The sequence below is a fragment of the Mycobacterium sp. UM_Kg1 genome (assembly GCF_000972925.1).
Classification (GTDB): Bacteria; Actinomycetota; Actinomycetes; order Mycobacteriales; family Mycobacteriaceae; genus Mycobacterium; species Mycobacterium hiberniae.
Genome location: NZ_JRMK01000215.1, coordinates 1 through 4,907 on the forward strand (window position 1 = coordinate 1; position 4,907 = coordinate 4,907).

Consider the following 4,907-nt stretch of genomic DNA (forward strand, 5'->3'; position numbering starts at 1 on the left):
GTGTATAAGAGACAGGCGTCGGCCAGGGGGCAGGCCGCGATGAAGACCTTCGAACGGACTCGGCCGACGGTTGGCGCGATGGCGGTCGGAGTGGCCCGGGCTGCCTACGAATACGCCCTCGAATACGCCTGTCAGCGGGAACAGTTCGGCCGCAAGATCGGCGAGTTTCAGGCCGTCTCCTTCAAGCTGGCGGACATGAAGAGCCGTATCGACGCCGCCCGGCTGATGGTCTGGCGGGCCGGCTGGATGGCGCGCAACAACAAGGCGTTCGACAACGCCGAGGGTTCGATGGCCAAGCTGTTCGCCAGCGAGACCGCGGTCTACGTCACCGACGAAGCCATCCAGATCCTGGGCGGCAACGGCTACACCCGGGACTACCCGGTCGAGCGGATGCACCGCGACGCCAAGATCTTCACGATCTTCGAGGGCACCAGTGAGATCCAGCGACTTGTCATCGCCCGGGCACTGACCGGCCTGGCTTTGCGCTGACCGCAACCCGGAGCCATCCGGCCGAAAAAGAACCAAGGTTCACTTAATCGCCTTCGGGCGCAGAATTCAGCCCTTCGGTGCCGTCTCGTCGACGGTCGACTGTCCCGGTGTACCGGTGGTCGCGATTGCTCCCTCGATGTAGCGCCGGGAACCGGGCCTCCGACGCCGTCGCGACGCCGCGGTGGTTGCCGGCCGCCGTTCGGGTGGCCGCGAGACGGCGCGCCCGCAGCAGGTTCGGCCGCCGGCGGCGCGGAACGCCGCGCGGGTGGGCGCGAGGTCGGGGAAAGGTTGCCACCAGCAGTGAAAAGTCGTCGGCGAATGTGCCAAGGCGTGGAACTTCCGGTTGACATGTACCGCGCTCCGTGTTTACTGTGGGCCACAACCTACGGAACCGTAGGTTGGGCTGGGGGGCCAACTGAGGGCCACAGTTCTTTAGGGAGGGGACTGGAAGCATGGTGGACGTTCAGACGGCGCTACTGCACGAACTGGAACCGATAGTCGAGCAGAACCTCAACCGCCACCTGAAAGCGGCCAAGCCGTGGCTGCCGCACGACTACGTGCCGTGGAGCCGCGGGCGCGATTTCGCCTTCCTCGGCGGAGAGGATTGGGTTCCCGAAGACTCGCCGCTGGACCCGGTCGCCAAAGCTGCATTGCTGGTTAACTTGTTGACCGAGGACAACCTGCCGTCGTACCACCGCGAGATTGCCAACACCTTCGGCCGCGACGGGGCCTGGGGCAGCTGGGTGGGTCAGTGGACCGCTGAGGAGGGCCGTCACAGCATCGCGCTGCGTGACTATCTCGTGGTCACCCGCGGCATAGACCCGGTGAATCTGGAGAACATGCGGATGGCCCACACCATCGCCGGCTACGACTCCGGCGGCAAGAACATTCTGCAGGTGCTGGCCTACGTGTCGATCCAGGAACTCGCCACCCGGGTCTCACACCGAAACACCGGCAAAGCCTCCGGGTGTCCTATCGCCGACCAGTTGCTGGCCCGGGTCGCACTCGACGAGAACCTGCACATGATCTTCTACCGGAACCTGCTGCAGGCAGCTTTCGACGTCGCACCGGACGACACCATGTGTGCGATCCGCGACGAGGTGCTCGGCTTCGCGATGCCCGGGATGAACATGCCCGGCTTCCAGGGGAACGCCGTCATGATCGCCAAGGCCGGTATCTACGATCTGCGCATCCACCACGACGAGGTCGTGCAGCCGGTGTTGCGATTCTGGAAAGTGGCTGAGCGCAACGATTTCGGCGAGGCGGGGGAGCAGGCTCGTGAGCAGGTCGCCGGCTTCATGAAGATGGTCGACGAACGTGCCACCTACTACGAGGAGAAGGCGAAGGCGCGCGAGCGGGTTTCCGCCTAGGCGGGCTTCGCCTCTTGATCGACGTGTAGTAGGTGGTGTCGGCCATCGTCACCGCCCCGGCGTCGCGCTCCGGTGTGGGACGCCGGTACTGCGCCAACAGGTCGGCCAGGCTTTGGCCGGTCGATGTCCAGCCCAAGGGGGCCAGGTAGGCGGCGACGTCGTTGCGGTCGCCTTCATACCCGAGTTCGGAGAACTCCAGGTCGAAGCCGTGCTCCTGCCACTTCTCGGTGGCGCTGCGCATCGTCTCGCGGGCCTGCTCCTGTTCGGCCCCCGACAGGTTCGGGATGGCCTCGGTGGCCAGTCGGCTGCCGTCGGCGCTGAGCGCGGTGAGATTGTCCAGCAGCCGGTCCTGTGCCTGCGGCGGCAGATAACCCAGCAGTCCCTCGGCGATCCATGCGGTGGGCTGGGTGCGGTCGAAACCCGCCGCGATCAATGCGGCCGGCCAGTCGTCGCGGAGATCGACCGCCACGGCGCGCCGATCCGCGGTCGGCTCGGCGCCCAGGTCCGCCATCGTCGCGGCCTTGAAATCGAGCACCGCCAGCTGGTCGATCTCGAAGATCGTCACACCGTCGGGCCAGTTCAGGCGGTAGGCGCGGGCGTCCAGGCCTGATGCCAGGATCCCCAGTTGGCGAATCCCGTCCTGCGTGGCGCCGGTCAGGAACGCGTCGAAAAAGCGGGTGCGGGCGGCCATCGCGTCGGGCATCTGGCCGAGCTTCCAGGGGGAGTCGTGGTCGTCGAGGTCGGTGCCCTCCAGGTCGCCGGCGGCCCACCTGGTCAGGAAGTCGACACCGACGGCGCGCACCAGTGGTTCGGCGAAGCGGTCGTCGATCAGCGGATTCTCGGCTTTGGTGGCGATGGCCCGGGCGGCTGCGACCATCGTCGCGGTGGCTCCGACGCTGGTGGCCAGGTCCCAGGTGTCGTTGTCGGTTCGTGCCATGGCGTACTCCTCGAAGATGGCTGACGAGACGATTTAGTTAGTCTAGCAAGTAATTAGTTTAATTAACAATCATCCGTGCGTGCCTGATCGCCGCTACCGGCTGCCGCGGGCCGTCGTCGGCTAATGCAGGGTCAGATAGATCAGCGCGATGTTGAGGCTGCCGATCACCGCCGTGACGGCCCAGCCCAACGCCGAGGTGAGCTGCCCATTGGCGTCGTCACCCATCAGGGTGCGGTCGCCGGTCGCCCGGATCAGCGGCACCAGCGCGAACGGGATGCCGAAAGACAGCACCACCTGTGAAATCACCAGCGCCCGGGTGGGCTCGATGCCGGCGGCGAGGATTATCAGCGCCGGTATCAACGTGATCAGCCGGCGCCACAGCAGCGGGACCGACACCCGCAGCAGGCCGGCCATGATCATGGAGCCGGCATAGGCGCCCACCGAGGTCGAAGCCAGGCCAGAGGCCAGCAGCCCGACCGCGAAGAACAGCGCGACCGTGGGGCCCAGGGCGTTGCCCACCGCGGCGTGCGCTCCCTCGATGGAGTCGGCGTAGTCCAGTCCGCGCAGATTGTGGGCGGCCACCACCAGCATGGCCAGGTTCAGCGAGCCGGCCACCAGCATGGCCAAGCCGACGTCCCACCGGGTCACCCGTAGAAGTCGTCGCCTGGCCGAGCCGGGCTCCGGTCGGCCGTGCCGGTCGCGGGCCAGGCCCGAGTGCAGGTACACCGCGTGAGGCATCACCGTGGCCCCCAGGATCGCGGTGGCCAACAACAGGCTTTCAGCGCCGTCGAAACGGGGCATCAGGCCGGCGGCGACATCGGCCGGCGCCGGCGGGGCGACCACCAGACTGGCCAGGAATCCGATGGCGATGATGACCAGCAGCCCGCTGGTCACCTGTTCGAACATTCGCGGTCCGCGCCGGTCGCCCACCATCAACAGCGCTATCGACACCGTCCCGGTGATCAGGCCGCCGAGCACCAGCGGCAATCCGAAGATCAGGTTCAGGGCGATCGCGCCGCCCACCACCTCGGCCAGATCTGTTGCCATGGCAACCAATTCGGCCTGCAGCCAATAAGCGATGCGTGCCGGCGTACTGCTGTGGGCGCCGATGACCTCCGGCAGTGAACTCCCGGTCACCAATCCGAGCTTCGCCGACAGGTACTGCACCAGGCCCGCCATGACATTGGCCGCGACGATGACCCACACCAGCAGGAACCCGTACTTGGCGCCGGCGCTGACATTGGCGGCTACGTTGCCCGGGTCCACGTAGGCGATGGCCGCGACGAAAGCCGGGCCGAGCAGCGCCCAGCCCGGCTTGAGTCGCACCGCGGGGTCTGCGGCCACCGGCGCCCTTTCCGTCCGACGAACAGAAAAGTCAGGGTAGCCGGAAATCCGGGGGAGCGTCCGTGGTCAGTCGGCGCGGTAGAGGCCCCTGCCGGTGATCAGCGGCAGGTCCAGGGTGGTCCGAATCCCCGGCTCGGCCGCCACCACCGCGGGAATCGCGTTGACCACCCGCATCGCGGTTGCCACCAGGCCGGCGTGGTTGTGGTCGCCGTTGGGGCTGGACAGGCACAGGTCCAGGGCGTAGGAGGGCTCGCCGGTCACCTCGACCCGGTAGGACCCGCCGGGTTGCGCCGGTTGCGGCCACTGCGGACACAGGTCTTCGCGCAGCCGCGTGACGTGCTCGAGCACCACGGCGGCTCGGCCGTCGACCATGCCGCGCACTTCGAAGCGCAAGGCGGCGGCGGTGCCCTTCGCGATGGCGCCGGAGGCGATGGTGAAGTCCTCCGGCGCGGGCACCCGGGTATGGGACTGCTCGACCGCGTCGAGTTGCAGCCCCAGGCCGGCCGCGAGCTGGCGCACCACCGAGCCCCACGCCAGGCTCAGCACGCCCGGCTGCAGCAACATCGGGGTTTCGTCCATCGGCTTTCCGAAGCCCATCACGTCGAACATGACGGCGGCGCTGTCGTAGGTGGCGTAGTCGACGATCTCCATGCAGCGGATCTGCTCAATGCTCTGGCAGGTGCCCGCCAACGCCAGCGGCAGCAGGTCGTTGGCGAATCCCGGATCGATGCCGTTGATGAACAGGCTCGAACCTGTCTCTTATACAC

Annotated in this window: 4 protein-coding genes and 1 pseudogene; 2 read left to right on the plus strand and 3 right to left on the minus strand. The window is 67.1% G+C overall.

All coding sequences use genetic code 11. The annotated features are described in order from the left end of the window. A partial coding sequence (locus tag LI92_RS19870) for an acyl-CoA dehydrogenase family protein (RefSeq protein ID WP_046321988.1) occupies window positions 1-489 on the plus strand: 489 nt, incomplete at its 5' end. A gap of 452 nt (window positions 490-941) precedes the next feature. Then, complete coding sequence (locus tag LI92_RS19875; protein ID WP_046321989.1) at window positions 942-1,859, plus strand: acyl-ACP desaturase; 918 nt, start codon at window positions 942-944, stop codon at window positions 1,857-1,859. On the opposite strand, the gene LI92_RS19880 is transcribed toward LI92_RS19875, so the two are convergent. The 3 genes and pseudogenes from LI92_RS19880 to LI92_RS19890 form a co-directional block, all read right to left on the minus strand. After that, window positions 1,786-2,796, minus strand: a complete 1,011-nt coding sequence (locus tag LI92_RS19880; RefSeq protein WP_082109820.1) for an SAM-dependent methyltransferase — start codon at window positions 2,794-2,796, stop codon at window positions 1,786-1,788. The genes LI92_RS19875 and LI92_RS19880 overlap by 74 nt on opposite strands. Window positions 2,797-2,916: 120 nt before the next feature. Then, window positions 2,917-4,140, minus strand: a complete 1,224-nt coding sequence (locus LI92_RS19885) for an Nramp family divalent metal transporter (RefSeq protein WP_046321990.1) — start codon at window positions 4,138-4,140, stop codon at window positions 2,917-2,919. Between the two features lie 66 nt (window positions 4,141-4,206). Continuing rightward, window positions 4,207-4,890: pseudogene (locus tag LI92_RS19890) on the minus strand (NAD(P)H-dependent amine dehydrogenase family protein); the annotation flags it as partial. Window positions 4,891-4,907 lie beyond the last annotated feature (17 nt).